This is a genomic window from Kribbella sp. ALI-6-A (assembly GCF_001984195.1).
Lineage (GTDB): Bacteria > Actinomycetota > Actinomycetes > Propionibacteriales > Kribbellaceae > Kribbella.
The window spans coordinates 817,103-833,875 of record NZ_MTQN01000012.1 but is presented as its reverse complement, the minus strand read 5'-3'; the positions used below and the strand labels follow the sequence as shown (position 1 = coordinate 833,875).

At 65.5% G+C, this 16,773-nt stretch carries 15 protein-coding genes; 9 read left to right on the top strand and 6 right to left on the bottom strand.

Annotated elements, in window-relative coordinates; genetic code table 11:
- Nucleotides 1-7: 7 nt before the first annotated feature.
- Nucleotides 8-367: a hypothetical protein gene (locus BWI15_RS30475; protein WP_143465983.1), complete on the top strand. Its 360-nt coding sequence runs from the start codon at nucleotides 8-10 to the stop codon at nucleotides 365-367.
- Here BWI15_RS30475 and BWI15_RS30470 read toward each other — a convergent pair.
- The 6 genes from BWI15_RS30470 to BWI15_RS30455 form a co-directional block, all read right to left on the bottom strand.
- Nucleotides 322-2,217, bottom strand: coding sequence for an AfsR/SARP family transcriptional regulator (locus tag BWI15_RS30470; RefSeq protein ID WP_077017980.1), 1,896 nt, complete (start codon nucleotides 2,215-2,217; stop codon nucleotides 322-324). The two genes, BWI15_RS30475 and BWI15_RS30470, sit on opposite strands and share 46 nt — an antisense overlap.
- Before the next feature lie 273 nt (nucleotides 2,218-2,490).
- Nucleotides 2,491-3,120, bottom strand: a complete 630-nt coding sequence (locus BWI15_RS30465; protein ID WP_077017979.1) for a VOC family protein — start codon at nucleotides 3,118-3,120, stop codon at nucleotides 2,491-2,493.
- Nucleotides 3,121-3,895: 775 nt separating this feature from the next.
- On the bottom strand, nucleotides 3,896-5,833 hold the full coding sequence (locus BWI15_RS39030) for a hypothetical protein (RefSeq protein WP_143465981.1): 1,938 nt from the start codon (nucleotides 5,831-5,833) through the stop codon (nucleotides 3,896-3,898).
- A gap of 704 nt (nucleotides 5,834-6,537) precedes the next feature.
- Nucleotides 6,538-7,896: a hypothetical protein gene (locus tag BWI15_RS39025; RefSeq protein ID WP_143465979.1), complete on the bottom strand. Its 1,359-nt coding sequence runs from the start codon at nucleotides 7,894-7,896 to the stop codon at nucleotides 6,538-6,540.
- Nucleotides 7,897-7,909: 13 nt separating this feature from the next.
- Nucleotides 7,910-8,458, bottom strand: a complete 549-nt coding sequence (locus BWI15_RS30460; protein WP_077017978.1) for a flavoprotein — start codon at nucleotides 8,456-8,458, stop codon at nucleotides 7,910-7,912.
- Nucleotides 8,455-9,648: a helix-turn-helix domain-containing protein gene (locus BWI15_RS30455; protein WP_077019405.1), complete on the bottom strand. Its 1,194-nt coding sequence runs from the start codon at nucleotides 9,646-9,648 to the stop codon at nucleotides 8,455-8,457. The genes BWI15_RS30460 and BWI15_RS30455 overlap by 4 nt, the downstream gene beginning before the upstream one ends.
- A gap of 549 nt (nucleotides 9,649-10,197) precedes the next feature.
- On the opposite strand from BWI15_RS30455, the gene BWI15_RS30450 reads away from it, so the two are divergent.
- The 8 genes from BWI15_RS30450 (at nucleotide 10,198) to BWI15_RS30415 (ending at nucleotide 16,766) form a co-directional block, all read left to right on the top strand.
- Nucleotides 10,198-10,446: a DUF6284 family protein gene (locus tag BWI15_RS30450; RefSeq protein WP_077017977.1), complete on the top strand. Its 249-nt coding sequence runs from the start codon at nucleotides 10,198-10,200 to the stop codon at nucleotides 10,444-10,446.
- On the top strand, nucleotides 10,443-11,303 hold the full coding sequence (locus BWI15_RS30445; RefSeq protein ID WP_077017976.1) for an ABC transporter permease: 861 nt from the start codon (nucleotides 10,443-10,445) through the stop codon (nucleotides 11,301-11,303). The genes BWI15_RS30450 and BWI15_RS30445 overlap by 4 nt, the downstream gene beginning before the upstream one ends.
- Nucleotides 11,300-13,501 carry a cell division protein FtsK gene (locus tag BWI15_RS30440; protein ID WP_077017975.1) on the top strand — a complete coding sequence of 734 codons (2,202 nt, stop codon included), beginning with the start codon at nucleotides 11,300-11,302 and terminating at the stop codon, nucleotides 13,499-13,501. The genes BWI15_RS30445 and BWI15_RS30440 overlap by 4 nt, the downstream gene beginning before the upstream one ends.
- A 311-nt stretch (nucleotides 13,502-13,812) precedes the next feature.
- On the top strand, nucleotides 13,813-14,043 hold the full coding sequence (locus tag BWI15_RS40295) for a hypothetical protein (protein WP_237771528.1): 231 nt from the start codon (nucleotides 13,813-13,815) through the stop codon (nucleotides 14,041-14,043).
- The gene (locus tag BWI15_RS30430) at nucleotides 14,043-14,462 is read left to right on the top strand and encodes an RRQRL motif-containing zinc-binding protein (RefSeq protein WP_083751109.1); all 420 of its coding nucleotides are present in this window, start codon (nucleotides 14,043-14,045) and stop codon (nucleotides 14,460-14,462) included. The genes BWI15_RS40295 and BWI15_RS30430 overlap by 1 nt, the downstream gene beginning before the upstream one ends.
- Before the next feature lie 24 nt (nucleotides 14,463-14,486).
- Nucleotides 14,487-15,365, top strand: coding sequence for a bifunctional DNA primase/polymerase (locus BWI15_RS30425; protein ID WP_077017973.1), 879 nt, complete (start codon nucleotides 14,487-14,489; stop codon nucleotides 15,363-15,365).
- Nucleotides 15,365-16,456: an AAA family ATPase gene (locus BWI15_RS30420; protein ID WP_237771639.1), complete on the top strand. Its 1,092-nt coding sequence runs from the start codon at nucleotides 15,365-15,367 to the stop codon at nucleotides 16,454-16,456. The genes BWI15_RS30425 and BWI15_RS30420 overlap by 1 nt, the downstream gene beginning before the upstream one ends.
- Before the next feature lie 85 nt (nucleotides 16,457-16,541).
- Complete coding sequence (locus BWI15_RS30415; RefSeq protein WP_077017972.1) at nucleotides 16,542-16,766, top strand: helix-turn-helix domain-containing protein; 225 nt, start codon at nucleotides 16,542-16,544, stop codon at nucleotides 16,764-16,766.
- The last annotated feature ends 7 nt before the right edge of the window (nucleotides 16,767-16,773 follow it).

The following is a 16,773-nucleotide window of genomic DNA, read 5'->3' as shown; positions in this document are numbered from 1 at the left end:
TCAGACTATGAGGAAGACCTTGATGGGTGTCGCGGCGATCGGCATGCTCGTCGTACCGGTGGTCGGCACCGGAGCGGCTGCTGCGGCCACCCCGGACGCAGCAGGCAAGACCACCACCAAGGTGGCCCCGGGCCCGAGCAAGGCCGACGGCTACTGGTGTGACCAGAGCGGCCTCGGTACGTCGAACGCCTATGTCACCTGCTACAACCAGACCGACCAGGCCCGGTACGCGCACTTCCACGTCGACTGCTGGGCCCTGGGCGACAACGACACCGACCAGACGAAGTGGGTCGGCCCGTGGGGGTCGGTCAGCTTCCACCACTACTGCTGGTCGCACGCCCAGAGCATCGAGGGCTTCTTCCAGTAGGCAGGGGTTCTCCGAGCGGCCAGGGACACCGTGTCCCTGGCCGTACGGCGTCCCTCGTGCGTGAGTTCCACGGCATAGGCGCGGACGAGTTGGTGAAACTCGAACCGCCGTGCGCCGGCCCGGCAGAGCAGGTGCTGGTCCGCCAGGTCGTCCAGGACCGAGCTCGCCGCGCGGGCCGACGTACCGAGCAGCCCGGCCGCGGCCGACGAGTCGAACTCGTCGTACAGGTACAGCCCGAGCAGCCGGAACGCTCGTGCGACGTCGGGCGCGAGCGTCTGGTACGACCGATCGAACACGGCCCGCAGGTCGCCGCTCTCGTCGCCGACCGCCAACGCTTCCAGCCGGCGCGGCAGATCGCGGAGCTCGTCCACCACGAGTTTCACGCTGTCCTCTGCCCGCTCGGCGGCGATCGACAGGGCCAGCGGCACGTGACCGCACAGGTCGGCGAGCTCGTTGAGAACGTCGTCGTCGCCGGCTTGCTCACTGTGGAGTTTGGCGTGCAGGAGTTCGGTGGACTCTTCGGCCGTCAGTTGGCCGACGTCGATGCGTCGGGCGCCTTCCCGTACGGCGAGGCCGCGCAGCTCGCTGCGACTGGTCACCACCGCGAGCGATTCCGAACCGGGGATCAGGGGGCGCACATGGTCCGCGTCGAGCGCGTTGTCGAGCACGACCAGACAGCGATGACTGGCCAGCATCGTGCGGAGCATCGAGGAGCGGGCTTCGACGTCGTCGGGGATCTGCGCTTCAGGTAGGCCCAGGCTGAGCAGGAGGCTGCGGAGTGCCGCGCTGGTGGTGATCAGGTCGCCGGGGCCGTAGCCCTGCAGGTCGATGAACAGCTGTCCGTCCGGGAACTCGTGCCGGTGTTGGTGCGCCCAGTTGAGCGCCAAGGCCGTCTTGCCGATGCCGCCGAGCCCGTGAAGGACGACGATCGCTTCCTGATCGGCGTCGTCGAGAGCCTGCCGTTCCTTGGGTCGGCCGACGAACAGGCCTGGGGCTGCCGGCAGTTGCTGCGGCACTACGCCTCTCCGGTGACTGAGCTGGTCAAGAGGGCTGTGGCTCTCGGGCTCATCCGGGGCCGGCGTGCCTTCGTTTCGAACGGCCGGGCCTTGCTCGACGGGGTCGTTCTGCAGCAGTTCGCCGTACTGGCGCTTGAGCTCCGGTCCAGGATCAACCCCGAGCTCGTCCGCCAGCATCACCCGGACGCTTTCGTAGCAGCTGAGCGCCTCCGCGCACCGCCCGCTGTGCCGCAACGCCAGCAGCAGCCGCGACCACAGCGCCTCCCGCAACGGGAACCTAGCCGTCAGCTCGCGCAGGTCGGCCACCACCGCGCCGTACCGCCCGACCGCGAGCTCCAGATCGACCCACCGCTCCTGCGCCCCGAGGTAGAGCTCGACCATCCGCTCCGCCTCGACCTCGTCCAGCCACCGCGACCCCACGCCCTCGAACGGCGCCCCGCGCCAAATCGTCAACGCCTCCGCCAGCAGCGACCGCTGCTCTTCGACCTCCGTTTCCGCGGCAACCGCGGAAATCAGCCTTTCGAAACGCACGACGTCGACGTCATCGGGTCGAATGTCGAGCAGATATCCGCCCGGTTCGGTGCGAATCCGGTCAGTGCCCAGCTGCCGCCGCAATCGCATGATCTGCGTCTGCACACTTTTCCGCACATGCACCGGCAGCTCGTCACTCCACACCCCGCGAGCCACCCGCTCCACCGACACCGGCCGCCCAGCCTCCAGCGCCAACACCGCCAGCAGCGCCCGAAGCCGCCCGCCCACGTCGAGTTCTTGTCCGCCCCGCCGTACGACCAACGGCCCCAGCAGACTCACCTGAATCCGATCCGTCCCCTCCATCTGCCCTCCCCGATGCCGGCCCGGGCGGGACCGAGACGTCACTGAACCCTCGTGACGAACGTAGGACTGTCCCGGCACTCAAGCAAACACTTGCATTCACATCGAAAGGGGCGATCCGTTAGCCGGCTCACCTTTTCGAGCACCGACCTGCCCGAAAAGGCAGTTGCTATCCCTTCAACAATTCCGAAGAATTCTCAGCAAATACCGATGGAAATGGTCTCCACCGGTCGGCGGTGGCGCTTGTCCGGGCAGGCCCGGCTGAGCGCGCGCGTGCTACTCCCGGCCGACCCAGGTCGCAACGCAGACCTCATTACCCTCCGCATCAGCCAGCACCCACCACTTCGGCGCGTGCTCCTCGGAGACCAGCCGGCCGCCCGCGGCCAAGGCAGCCGCGACCCGGGCCTCCGCCTGATCGTGCGGGACCGCAACATCAAGATGCATCCGATTCCGCTGCGTCCGCGCCACGTCCATCATCTGCAACCCGAACCCCGGCCCACGCCGCAACGGATCGAACAGGTAGTCGTCCCCGATCTGCCCGTAACCAAGCACCGCCCGCCAGAACGGCAACACCGCGGCGCCGACGAGCGCATCAAGCGTGACGTTCACGACCTGAACAGCGGCCGGGTCTGCGGCAACGCCCAATTGCGCGGCGGCAGCCGAAATCTTCCGAGCGAGTGCGACATCCCGCCGCCCCAACGAAACCGTGACCCCGGCAGCCCGCAGGTCAACACTCACGTACTCCTGCTCGGCAGCCCCGACCAGCTCGCCGATCGCATCGACCAGCGCGATCCCCTCAGCCAACGATCCGGTCCGAAAATGAGCCGACACCAGGTGATAGACCGACCGCCAGTCCTCGACACCATCAGCCGCATGAAACCGCCCCGCCGTGATCTGCTCGGCCATCCCGCGAACCTAACACCACCCTGCCGCCGGACGCCTGCGATCCACGGCCGCACCTGCGCCCTCGTCCCAGCCCTGGACAACGCAGATGGGCCGGTCGCTGTCGCGACCGGCCCATCCGGTGTTCGTCCCCTGCGTGTGACCAGGTCTTGCGCTGACCAGCGGAAACACTGATCGGGTGGCCACCCGGAGAGTGGCGGAGGATACGAGATTCGAACTCGTGAGGGGTTGCCCCCAACACGCTTTCCAAGACCGTCATCCGAAATTCGGGGGTGACCGGCTGCCCTCGTTTAGGTGTGGAGTTCCTGCCGGTCGGACTGTCGCGGACGGTGCTGGACGATGGCGGTTGAGACCCACTTTGAGACCCTCTCGCCGTCGCCACGCCGCCATGTTTCAGCCCGCTCTTCTGCTGGAACACGGGGCAGTTCGGGTCCGCCTGAGTTGGCAGCAGCCGAACCCCAGTGGGACACCTGGGACAGAGGACAAAGCGTGCGGTCCCAGGTGTTTGCGCAGGTCAACGCGAGAACTGGGACAGTAGGACACCTGGGACAGTCGCAGCTTGGGAACACGAATCGGAGACAACTAGCAGCCGTCACGCTGAGGGGCGTCTCGAACCGCCGACCTTCCGCCCCCAGTTTTACAACGCCATACAGTGGCGCCGTCAACAGACGTTATCGACAGAGGAGGCGGCGGGGGTCTTTGCGGCCGCGAGGCGAAGCCTGTCGCATGCGGAGTAATTGGGGAGAACGTGGCTGAGTCGGCTCAAGTGTGCGCCAGGTTAGAGCATCGCTGCGTAGTCGCGAAACCTTTCGAGAGCATCTGTCGGAACGTGCCCCAGATCGGCGTCCATAAGCTGCGCAGCCGTAGCCTCGCCGAATACGTGATCAAGATCTGTAAGTTTCTGGAGCACAGGTAACGATCCCTGATCGACGATAGACTCGGCACAACTGAAGGCGACGGCGAAGGACCCGCTCTCAAGTCCTGCGGCACCAACTTGCATGGCTAAGCGAACGGGTTCAACAGAATCAGTAGTTGTCGACGCCCAGTCCGAAATTGACGACCAGGCGGTGCCGAACTGTTGAGGGTCGAGTCGGACGCAGGCCGCGCCGAGTGCAGCAAGGGATCGTACACTGAGGAGCTCGAAAGCGGGCTCGCGTGCCATCTCGCGAAGCTTGCCAACTACTAGCCCGAACGCATCTCGCTGGCCAAGGCTCAATGCAGTCACGCCAGCTCGTCTCAACCAGGTCGTGAGGCGCTCAACCTTGTATTGGCGAATATCCGCGCCAGCGAGGATAGAGACGAACATCATCGGCGTCTGCTCTTCCGGGCCGGATGCGGCGAGGCATCGATTGAATAGCACATCAGCGGCCTTGCCCACGCCCTCATCGGCGTTCTTTGTCGCGCTAACGATGAGGCTTAAAATATCGCGCAATACCGGACTCAAAGGGTAGAGATCGGCTCGCGTAGCGTCGAACCGTGCGTCATCGTCCTGATTGTATTTGCGCCGGAGTCGCGCCCGTTCAGATCTTGCGCGGAGAATGTGATCCGCAACTATACGACTCGCCTGCTCTGCTATAGCCTCACCGAGGCGGATGTCACCGCCTCCGGCGCTAGTTAGAGCCAGTGAGGCTAATGTGACCGCTTGGGTGCTCACATCCTCAATCGCACCAGCCTCTGCAGGCTTTAACCATCTGCGCAGATCATTCGCCAAAGCTACCGGCAACCGACGCGAGGCTGGCGGACGGACGTAAGCAGTCGTATCACCGGCCGAGACCAATAGCCCGAATGATGAACCGAATTGAATGTAGCCGCCGTCGGCGAATATGTCGTTGGATAGGATCTTCCGGGCGCGCCTACGACTCGGCATCAGCATGCCACGTGTTGGCGCGTGGATCTGCATGACGTCATGCCCCATCATGTGGCGCGTGCCAGTGCCAGTGAATGGCAGAGATTCTATGTCTTTCCATAACCGTGCGCCTCGCCATTGCGTGGCCCCGAACTTGGTGCTAGCGCGAATCCACGCACGAATGTACCGGTCCACGTACGACTTGCATGCCTCGGCAGGATCCGTGCGGTGGAAAATCCTTGTCATCGCACCGGCCATCCAGCCAACCGACATCAGGAGAAGGATCGCCTGAAGGCACGCCCATGTTTTCGGAGTGGGTGACGGTGTATAGACGGTAGCGAACAGCAATGATAACGCCGCCGCATAAGCACCGGCGAGCTGCCAGGGCTGACCTGCTACGCGCGAGACGGACCCCGGCAGTCGCTGCGTTGACAATTGGACCGTAAATACGTTGATTGTCGCAATGAGGGCGACGATCGCGATCGCGCCCTCCAGTGGCATTGCTGCAAGTGGTACGTGCTTCAACCACTCCCAGTCGGACCTACGGAACTCGCTGATTGCTGTGATAACGAGTGCTGGGGCGGGCAGGACGATCGCCACAAGACGGACGCCGGTAGCGACGAATCCGGTCCAGGAGTGAGTACGGCGACCCGATCCTATCGTTGATAGGGCGGGCGCAGTCCGACGTGACGAATCGGCTACATCGGCAAATCGCTCGAACTCCTGCCTGGTCAGCGATAGGCGGCTACTGACGTCGACGAATGAACCGGCGGATTCAGCACCCTTGCTGCGAACACTTCTCGCTAACAGATCGAGTGCATCGGCGCGTTTTGTTCCGCTCAGAGACTTGCACATTTCAGCGAGCTGCATCTCTACCTCTGGACGATTCGCAGCGAGGTTCACGATTGCGGCTGAAGCTGCCGGTCTCCTCGATCTGGAGTCATACGGATCAAGGGGAACGCTCGCTAGGCTCCAGAGCTTCTTGAGGATATCGGTTGCGTGTTTCTCTGGAAGCCCTGGCGCGACTCGTTGAACTTGAAGGATTACGAGGTCGAGTAGATCTCCCCCGAGACCGGCAGGGCCGTCTAGTACCAGGGCCTCATATATTGCATGGGGTAAGTCCTGATTCAATCGTTCCTGATTGATAAGCCACTTAGCTCCAGCGGGCCGGAGTATAACCGGCAGTTCAGCGATGTCTTCGAGAAGTTGGCGCGCAGATCCGTCACGTGATGGACGACCCGACAGGATTCGAAAGGTGAGCCCATTGAAGCCGAGTGCGGCGATCAGAGTAGATTGGTTGCTTCTGTCAAAGGATCCACTTGAAGTGGCTAAGAAGGCCGTCAATCGGTTAACGATGCTCGGCAACGGTCGACGCTCATCACGCGAAATATAGTCGAGGACACCGAGTCCTCTAAGAGAGGCTGCGACGATGTGGCGGCTGACCGACCTCAGGAAGCCGACGGCAGTCCGAGTTAGAAGGGTTCGTCTACTTGTTGAATCGGGAAGCCTCAGAGATGACGCGACGAGGCGGGCATGACCATCATCAGCACTAGACCGCAGGCGGCGCACCACCCCTATCCCCCGATTGAAATACTGGCGACAGCGGGACGCATAAGCTCCATCCCCGGAGAATATAGCGCAGACTTCGGCGCTGGCATTCGTAGCGCTGCTGGATTGAAGGTTTCTTCGAACGTCTTCGCCAAAGCTGTTAATTGTCGCTCAGCCAGAGCATGTGACCTCTCTGGCCAGTCTCCAACCTGCGCACGTGCGCCCGGGGTGTTCTGCATCACTTTCGCCGACAGTAATGTGTGCAGGAATGTTTCCCGAGTGGCCGTAGTGATCACTAATGGTTCGAGGATGCTAAGGCCAAGTGTGGAGCCGATTTGTATGCCGCCCTTCATTGGGAGAATCGGGCTGATTTGATCGCGACCGTGCTCGCGTTCCACTATGACGTAGTCCGAGGTAAGCTCCAATATTTCCTCGGGGCGAATCAGCCAAGGATTCTTGATGGGGACCGACTCCAATGACAGGACCCCCATCCCGCAAACGAATCCGTCTCGGACGGCGTGAGCCGTCAAGGCGGGTATTCCACTGAGTTCCAGCATATCGCGAGTCTTCTGCAAGATCTGCTCAGGGCCGGGTCCAACAATGGTCCAGCCTTGCGTGAGGACGCTTACAATCTTGTCGATTGCGGTGCTTGCGATAGGACTTGCGTTATATACGTGTCGCGTAAGAGGCATCCGCGAGCGAACTTGCTCAGCGTCGAGCAACGGACTTCGATACTCCACGTGTAATGCGAAGCCACTGGCTGCGGCGCGCGAGCGAATCGCACGGCATGCGCTTTGCCAACCGTTATTTCGAATTTCCTCGCTAGTGAGTCGCGTGGTTTCTTCGTCCACGCGCGCCGCTACCTCTGGAATGGAAGCGACTTTCTGTTCGGCGGTCATATCTTGGACGAGAGATTGACGTGCCAGTAACATAGCGAGGGCCGTCAAAGTGGACTCAATTTGTGTTTCTATCGCCGAATTTATGACGCAGGCCCAAACTGACGGCGTGCCCTCGGAGCTGTCATTGGGTGACTGAACTGCCACCCCGGTCCCGTTGAGTATCGAGTCGAGCGCTTCGGGTGTGGTCCAGTCAGCCATTTGCTCGATTGCCCAGTCCATCCCCAGTCTGTCCAAGCCTGGGATGACATGCCGTTCGGCCTCGCCAGATCTAACAGGTAACAGCCAAAATCCGTAGAGTTTGGGGTTTAAGAAGCCCGGCTGCTCGTAATGTCCCACGCGAACGTGCAGATGGCGGTCTGCTTTGCCATCGGCCGCGGAAGTTACTGCGGAACAGAGTTCTGCAAGGAGTGCTGAGGACGCCGAGCGATGTTCGGCCGTGATCTCAGTCGGATCTAAGCGGTCGCCTGGAGTAGGGAGATAAGCCACGATCCAGAGTGTGTCACGACGAGCGGATCTGTGGCTCTAGTTGATTCAGAACCCATTGCCAGCGGAAGTTTGTTGCTACCTGGTCTCCCGTGCCGGATTCGAGCGGATCGACCGACGTCGTCGAGCCGTCGTGCGGGTTGATGACCCTAATGCCCGCATAGCGAAGAACCGCGAGTGATGCTAGCCAAGCGGGGTGCCCGGCCAGGTCGTTTTTCGCGAACGGGACCGCGGCAGTTGGCGTACGGGAGCCAAGCGCAGCGCAGAGCGTCGTAAGCGGATAGGTGTTGGCGTTACCGATCGCCCAGGCGTTGAGGGTGTTGAAGGTCATCGGGACGACGGCAACGGCATCGGCCGGTGGGGTGCGCCGCAGCTGGTTCGGGTTGCGGCTGCCAGTGATGACGGGGGCATCCCCTAGGTCCTGGTCGGCTAGCCACGACATAGCGGCGTCGGTGGGGATGAGGTAGGGGTCCCAGCCGTGTTGGCGGGCGGCTCGTACGCCGTCACCGGCGCGGGAGGCGAGCGGGGCGCCGCAGACGACGATGTAGAGCGTCTTGCTGGTCAATCTAGGACTCCTGCGCGGGTCGCGATGGCGGTTAGGGCTGGGGTGGGTTTGCGGGAGCGGCGGAGGAGCTCGCGGACGATCTCGCGGGCGATGGTGTGGTAGCGGATGGCTTCGGGCGCCACGCGCTCGGCTTGCTGGAGGTGAAGGATCGCTTCCATGTCGTTCTTCGCCTGTGTCTGTGCCCATGCGAGGTCGATGTGGAGGCGGGAGCGGCGGCCCTGGAGGCCCGCCGGTAAGGCGCCGGTATCGATCTCGGTTGCGGCCCGAAGTACGTCGTAGGGGTCGCCGAACTCGGATGCGACCGAGGCGCGGTGGATCTGGACATTGGTGGGTCCGAAGGCGGTCCACCAGTGGTTTCCGTCGTGGCCCAGCAGGTCGGCGAGGTCACCGGCGCTGTTCAGGCGCTCGGAGGCTGTGGCGCGGTCGGTACGGCGGGCAGCGATGACGGACGAGATGAGCCACAACGATCCAGCGAGCGAGACCGTGTCCGGCTTGTCGGAGCCGATCAACGGCATGAGGCCTTCGGCTGAGCGGATGGCGACTCGCTCGGCATCGTCGATTCGCTCGCTGCGCAGTAGCGCAATGACGATCTGGTAGGCGGCCATGCCCTGGGCGGCCTTGGAGTCGGCCGCGATTGCGGCGTGGGTTGCGCGGTCGGCGGCCAGCCAGCCGAGCTGGTGTTCGCCCACCTTCGTGAGGATCTTGGCGGCTGCGACGTAGACCGAGCACCGGGCAAGGTGCGTCTCTCGGTCGTCCCGGCCTTGGTAACCGTCGAGCGCGTCGGCCGCCTCAATCAGCGCGGGCAGCATCTCGGTTGCGCGGTGGTACTCCGCGGCTTGGTAGGCCTGGTGGACCTGCACGGCGCCGATCCGGAGCTGGGGGAGGGGCCACGGAGTTGTCTCCTCGCCCAGCAGGTGGTGATAGCTCGCGAGCTGGCTTCGGATGGCGTCGACGGCGGCCACCTGCTCGGGGGCATCGGGTGCTAGGACCCAGTCGCGGCCGATGAGGTCGGCGACGTCGATGCGTAGGACGGTGGCTAGGTCGTTCAGGGTGGATAGGCGATCTACGCCCCGGACTCCGCGCTCTACCTGGGAGAGCCACGACCGGGACATTCCGACGAGGCCAGCTAGGGCGTCCTGCGACATCCCGCGTCGCTTGCGGTACGCCCCGATGCGCTCACCGATGTGCATCTGCACTTCCCCTCGTTGATCTGGTCCCTCTAGTGAACCGCGTACCCACCCGGGTAATGCGCACAAAAGTGCGCAGCCTTCCAAGTGCACTCCGGTCGCGGATTTCGCCGTGAGGCTGCTGCCATGAACGAACCGACCACTCAGGAACCGGCCCGCTTGGGACCGGGAGGTGCTGGGGGTACGCCCTCGGCGCGCGCCTTCCTGCGGATGTACGCCGACGTGAACGGCGACAGCCGCTCAACCTCGGTAGGGCTCACTCCCGCACGCAGCGCGGTCAATGCCGCCGCCAGTACTGCATGCCGCGCCTCTTCGTGGGCGGATTCGGTCTCTCGATACCTGCTGGTCGCAGCCGAGAGCGCTTCACGTGGGTCAGTCACCAAACCAGTGTATCGAACCTCGCTTGCGCAACTGCATTTGAAGCAATACAGTGTTCCGAAACAAAGTATCGCTTCGAGTTCTGGAACGGCTCACAAGAGCGACGCCCCGGCGGGTGCAACCGCCGAGGCGTCAGGGCCGCACCAGTCCCACTACGAACAGGAGCTATGCCCAATGGACATCATCCACCTGTCAGTGCTCCGGGACGACGAGCCGACCGCTGCCGACCTGGCGGCGATCGAGCTGGAGTGGCCGTTGATCGCGGCCGAGCAGGACCTGTTGGAAGCCGAGATCGCGTTCGACAACGCGGGTGAGAACGTCTCCGACTTCGACCGCCGCCGCATCCGCCGCGCGGAGCGCCGGGTGCAGGACATCGCCCGCGAGTTGGCCATCCCGACCGCTGGTGCGGAGGTCGTGGCATGAGTACGCCGCTTCGTACGTCGTACCCGGTCCCGGTGGAAGACCTGATTCCGGCCGCACGCAGCCTCACTGCCGAGCTGGGCGAGATCCCGTCGCAGAACCGGCTGATGAAACACCTGCGGGTCGGCAAGGACAAGGCCAAGGCCGTCCACGCCGCCCTCACCTCCGAGCACGCCAGCACCCGCCCGGAGAGCCACCTTCACTCCGTCCCGGCCACCGTCGAGACCGCGACCGAGACCGAGCCGACCGAGACGGCTCCCGAGCCCGCTTCGCAGGAGTTTGTGCAGGTCAAGGCGCCCGTAGTCCCGGTTCCGCTGGTTCGGTCGGGCTGGGGAAAGTGGGTCCCGCGGCTTCCGTGGCGCGGGGGCATCTCCCCGGCCGCCGAGACGACCCCGGAGACCGAGCCGGAGCCCGAGTCCGACGTGCGCCCGGTGCGGTCGTGGCCGGTGCTGCTGCTGGCGCTGCCAGCGTTCGTCGCGGTCTGGTCCGGCTGGGTCGGTCTCGGTGAGCTGACCGGGTTCGGCGTCGTGCATCCGCTGCCCGGGATCGCGGACGGCTTCACGATCAACTCAGCGATCACGCTACCCATCGGTGTCGAGACCTACGCCGCGTTCGCGCTGCGAGTGTGGCTGTCCGGCCGCGTCCCGGCCAAGGCCCGCACCTTCGCGAAGGTGTCCGCCCTCGCCTCACTCGCACTCGGAGCGCTGGGGCAGGTCGCCTACCACCTGCTAGAGGCCCAGGGCGTCACGTCGGCCCCGTGGCCCATCACCACCGCCGTTGCCTGCCTGCCCGTTGCCGTACTCGGCATGGGCGCCGCGCTGGCCCACCTGATCACTACCCGCGAGGGGAGCAACCGATGACCGAGCCGATGAACAACGAGCTGCCCGACCCGATCGACCTGGACGCCCACCGCACCCGCCGCGACGACGACTCGCGCACGCCTGACGAGCAGGCCGGCCAAATCGTCCCGCTGTCGCCGCGCGAGGTGGAGTCGATGGACACCGCGTACGAGATCGCTCTGGACGGCGACTCCGACGACGACCCGGCTACCGGCAACGTGCTGGTGCCGGTGGACACGCCCGGCCTCATGCTGCCGGTGCAGGAGGGCGCCCGGCTGCCGATCATCCCGGTGCACCTGCGGCCGGGGAACCTGCGCGGCACGATCCGCCGCGCGCTGATCCGAACGGGCCATGTGACGGCCTTCCACGCCGTCCGGGCGCCTTGGTACGGCGTCAAGTTCGGCTGGTTCGCCGCGCGCGGCCTCGCGCGGCTGGTGCGGAACCAGTTGAACTGGTGGTGGGTGCCGAACTCGTTTGCCCTTGAGCAGAAGGCCGCCGATGCCGGGGAGCTGAAGGAGTGGGAGAAGATCCACCGCCAGCTCAAGGCGACCCGGATGTGGCGCGGTGGCGTGCTGGCCGCGCAGAACCTCGGTCTGCTGATCGGTGCTCCGATCGCCTACGCATCGGCGCCGGGTGCGGCTCTGGTTGCGGCGGGCGCGATCGCGGCTGGTGGGCTGGCGCACTACGGACGCCCGGCCGGACAGACCCTGATCGGGACTGCGGTCGTCGCGCCCCGGTACCGCAAACTCACCTCGGACGTGGTTCTGCGTGCCTACTACGCTGCGGGTTTGGGCAATCCGGACAAGACCGACCAGCAGGTCACCTTCGGCTCGATCATGTCGCGCGACGCCTCCGATACCGGTACTGAGGTCACGATCGATCTGCCCTGGGGCAAGTCCTGGAGCGACGTGCTGAAGTCGCGGGAGAAGATCGCGTCTGGTCTCGACGTGCACGTGCGTCAGGTGTTCCTGACCGAGGACGACACCTCCAGCCGCCGTCACCGGCTATTCGTGGCCGACACGGATCCGCTGGCGGTCCCGGCCGGTCGCACGGATCTGCTGGACGGCAAGCAGCGCTCGATCTGGGAGCCGATGAAGATCGGCCGTGACGAGCGCGACCGTCTCGTTGAGCTGTCGCTGATGTGGTTCTCGCTGCTGATCGGCGCCCAGCCCCGCAAGGGCAAGACGTTCTTTGCCCGGCTGATCGCCCTGCACGCCGCGCTGGACCCGTGGGTCAAGCTGATCGTTGTCGATGGCAAGAAGTCTCCGGACTGGCTCGGGTTCCGCAAGGTCGCGCACCGCATGGTGTTCGGTGAGCTGCCCAACCCGCTGGACGACGACCCGATCACTCACCTTCTGGCCGTGCTGGACGAAGTCCTCGACCACATCGACAAGGTCAACGCTCGTCTCACGTCCCTGCCGGTCGATGAGTGCCCGGACGGCAAGCTCACGCCTGCGTTGTCGCGCGACCGCCGCTACCCGGAGCTTCGGGTGATGGTGCTGGTGATGGAGGAGTTTCAGGTGTACTTCGAGACTGCCTCGCAGGAGGTCAACAAGCAGATCGCGGACAAGCTGTCCAAGATCCTTGCCATTGGCCCTAGTGCCGGTGTGGTCCTCGTGTCGGCCTCGCAGAAGCCGTCGAGTGTGGGCGCGGGTGACGTGCAGCGGCTGTTCAACCGGTTCCGCGACAACCACACCATCCGCTACGCGCTGCGGTGCGGTAATCGTGACGTGTCCATGGCCGTGCTGGGCGGAGACGCTTACCAGGAAGGCTACGACGCGTCGTCGCTGCCGGTGGGGGACAAGTTCCGGGGCATCGGTTACCTGTACGGCGCGGCCGACCAGACGCCAACCGTGCGGTCGTTCCTTGCCGACGGCAAGGACGCGGACAAGATCCTCGACGCCGCCCGCAAGCACCGCGAGCGGCTCGGCACCCTGACCGGGCAGGCGGCCGGGGAGCAGATCGAGCGCGACACCCGCGACGTGCTGGCCGACATCCTGACCGTGCTGGGCGCCGACACCGCCGCGCACTGGGAGGCGATCGCCGGACGGCTCGCGGAGCAGATGCCCGAGCAGTACGACGGCACCACACCCGAGGCGATCTCGGCGCAGGCTCGCGCGCTCAACGTGCCATCGCGGGACGTGAAGCGCGACGGCGTCAACCGCAAGGGCTGCCGCGCAGTGGACATCCGCGCCGCGATCGACCGCCGCAACCCGTAACACACCGTCACTGAAGCGGGTGGGGTGGTGACCGGCCGAAGGTAGCGCGCTGAGCGCTACCGGTAGCGGCACCGCTACCCCACCCCGCTACCTCGAATCTCATAGCTGACCAGGCCGTATCTGCGCAGGTAGCAGGTCGCGGCCACGGCTCCTGACGCCCAAAAACAGCCCGTTGGAGGCTTCCCATGCTGTCCCGCGCCGCTACCTCTACCTTTCCCGCCGCTACCCACGGTAGCGGTCACGCTGATGCTGCCGCTACCCTCACCGCCGCCCTCCACACCGCCGGACAGGTCGCCACCGTGCTACTCGTCGTGACGATCGCCGTGGGGTTCTACCTGCTGAGCTGCCTGATCTGGCCGTTCGGGAAGTGCCGCCGCTGCAAGGGCGCGGGCAAGTTCAAGTCCCCGTTCGGCAAGGCCTACCGCCACTGCGGCAAGTGCGACGGGTCCGGTCTGCGGGTCCGCGTCGGCCGCCACGTCGTGAACCACATCCGCGCCGTACGGGGCGCCGGACAGAACTCCACCAGCAAGGGCAGCAAGTGATGGCCGCCCAACTCGGAGTCAGCCTGCACCCGGCCCGCTCGGTGTGGATCGAGCTGTGGAACGGCAAACACGCCCTCGGCTGGGATTACCACGGGACGCCGGTGTTCCGGTTCGGTTGGGCGCCCGCAGGACTCGCCACCCGCCGCCAGCTCCGCGCGATGCACATGTGCCCAGGCGGACACGAGCCGTACGCCGTCCTCGCGTGGCGCAAGGGCAAGCGCTGGGCATGGCTCTACCGGCTCGATCTCGCCAAGCCATCGCGGCGCGCCACACCCGCCGTGCTCAACGCGCTGGACAAGGCCATGCGCGCCCGCCGGACCTGCGGGCAGTGCCGCCGCGAACAGACCTACTGCATCCCCACCGCGGATGGCCGGTGCAACGACTGCATCGACGCCGCCAACTACTCCTACGCAGCTTGACCCATTCGGAGGAAGGAACTACCGATGAACGACTTGCTGACCGCCGCCCTCACTGCCGCTTCCCACGGCTGGCATGTGTTCCCTCTCGTCCCGGACGGCAAGCGCCCGGCCGTCGACGACTGGGAACACCGCGCCACCACCGACGCGGCCCGGATCGAGCGTTGCTGGTCGGCTGGCCCGTACGGCGTCGGCATCGCCTGCGGGCCGTCCGGTCTGGTCGTGATCGACCTGGACCAGCCCAAGCCCGGCCAGACGGCCCCAGAGGCGTGGGCCAGGCCCGGCATCACTTGCGGAGCTGACGTGCTCGCCGACTGCGCCGACACGGCCGGGGAGCCGTACCCGTGGAACACCCACACCGTTCTGACCGGGCGCGGCGGCGAACACCTGTACTTCGCTTCGCCTGCTGGGATCGAGCTGCGCAACACGCAGGCCCGGCTCGGTTGGCTGATCGACACCCGCGCCCATGGCGGGTACGTCGTCGGAGCTGCGTCCGTGGCCGCTGGACGCCGCTACCGCACCGTCCACGACATTGGCCCCGCGCCGCTTCCCCAGTGGCTCACAGAGGCGCTCAAGCCCGCCCCCGCACCCGTTCAGCAGGCCGCGCCGCTCCAGCTGGCAACTGGTCGCCGGTCGGGCTACCTGGACGCGGCTATCCGGGCCGAAACCGAACGCGTGCTGACCGCAGGGGAAGGGCAGCGGAATCTCTCGCTGTACAAGGCGTCCGTAGCTCTTGGGCAGTTGGTCGCCGGTGGCTCCTTGACTGAGATCGACGTGCGCGCCGTCCTGACCAACGCCGCGTCGGCACAGGTCGCGGCCGGTGCGTACACGGCGTGGGAGGCGGACAAGACGATCTCGTCCGGGCTGCGGGCCGGGGCGAAGCGCCCGCGTCAGGTGGCGGCGTGATGGAGCACGCGTGGGAGCCCGATCCGGACGAGACGTACCGGATGGCAGAGGTGATCTATCCCGACTGGCTGCCGCCGCTCGAGGAACGGTCCGAGCCCGAACCGGCGCGACCGGCGAAGGCCGATCCGTTCGCGAACGCCTGGACGGCCGATCGGCTGATGGCCGAAGAGTTCGCGCCGCCGCGATGGGCCGTTCCCGGGCTGATTCCCGAAGGGTTGTCGCTGCTGGCCGGAGCGCCGAAGGCCGGGAAGTCGTGGCTGTCGCTCAACCTCGCGCTCGGCATCGCCGCCGGTGCGCCCGTGCTCGGAGAGGTGACCGTGGACCCAGGAGACGTGCTGTACCTGGCGTTGGAGGACACGCCGCGTCGGCTGCAGAGCCGTATGGGCAAGATCTTGGGTGACCGTCCGGCACCGGCCGGACTCACGTTGCTGACTGAGTTCCCGACCCTGCCCGACGGCGGCGCTGACGCCATCCGGGGATGGCTGGATAACCGGCCGAACGCCCGCATGGTCGTCATCGACGTGTTCGCCAAGATGCGCGGCGCAACGCCATCCGGAATCTCGCCGTATGACGCTGACTACCTCGCGATGGGGCGCGCGAAGAGCATCGCGGACACCTACGGCATCGCGGTGGTGCTCGTGCATCACCTGCGCAAGATGGCGGCCGATGACTTCACTGCCGAGTTGTCCGGCACGAACGGAATCGTTGGCGCGGCCGACACGATTATGGCGCTCAAGCGGCCTCGTGGTGAGGCAGACGGCGTTCTGCACATCACGGGCCGCGATGTGGATGAGGCCGAACGCGCGATGCGATTCGACGCCAGCACCGGCACGTGGGAGCTGCTGGCCGGGGCAGCGATCGACCACACCTTGCACAGCACCCGCGCCGCGATCCTCACGTACCTCCGACAGTCGCCGGGAGCGACCCCGAAAGCCATCTCCGACGCGCTCGGACAAGACCGGGAAGCAATCCGCAAGACCTGCGGACGGATGGCCGACGACGGCCAGCTACGCCGCCGCGACGGAGGCCGCTACTTCCCACCCGACACCGGGACTGTCCCAGGTGTCCCAGAGTCCCAGCACCTCATCTGACCTGCGCAAACGCCTGGGACAGCCGCCAGCCGGTCCAGTCCCAGATGTCCCACTTAACTCGTTGCACCGAAGGAGATCTCTTCTCATGAGCATCACCGAAGCCTCGATCACCACCGCCGGGCCGCTGCTGCTGACGGTGGAACAGGCCGCGCACCAGCTCGGCATCGGCCGCACGACCGTCTTTGCCTTGCTGAAGTCCGGCGAACTCGAATCGATCCCGCTCGGTCGCCTCCGGCGCATTCCGGCGGAGTGCATCACCGAATACATCGACCGCCTCCGGGCCGCCGCCCGTGAGAACCAGGCTGCCTAGGAAGGAA